Source organism: Micrococcus sp. PSi08, assembly GCF_054960655.1.
In genome coordinates this window covers 1-292 of the sequence record NZ_JBHNYP010000074.1, presented here as the reverse complement: position 1 = coordinate 292, position 292 = coordinate 1, and the positions used below count along the sequence as shown (strand labels likewise).

Sequence of the window (292 nt, the reverse complement as noted above, 5' to 3'; positions counted from 1 at the left end):
GGTCGGGGTCAGGGGTGCGTTAGCTGTTGTGGGTCATGAGGTTCTTGCCACGGGGTACGGGCTGAGATGAGACGAGCGGGCCCCTGCCGCAGGATGGAAGTTCCTCAACAACCCACCTGCCAGAAGAGACCCGCTCATGACTCACGCTAACGCACCCCTGACCCCCACTGGCCGACTCAGGATGGTCCACCGCCACCTGCACGACGGGATCCCGCAGGCACACGTGGCAGCCGAGTTCCGGGTGAGCCGGCCCACGGTGGCCACCTGGGTCGCCCGCTACCGCGCCCAGGGA

1 protein-coding gene is annotated in these 292 nt (G+C 67.5%); it reads left to right on the top strand.

Translation table 11 applies throughout. From position 1 onward, the window contains the following. Positions 1–136: 136 nt before the first annotated feature. Positions 137–292: helix-turn-helix domain-containing protein (locus tag ACFI33_RS11830; RefSeq protein WP_221848048.1), on the top strand; the 156-nt coding region annotated here is incomplete at its 3' end.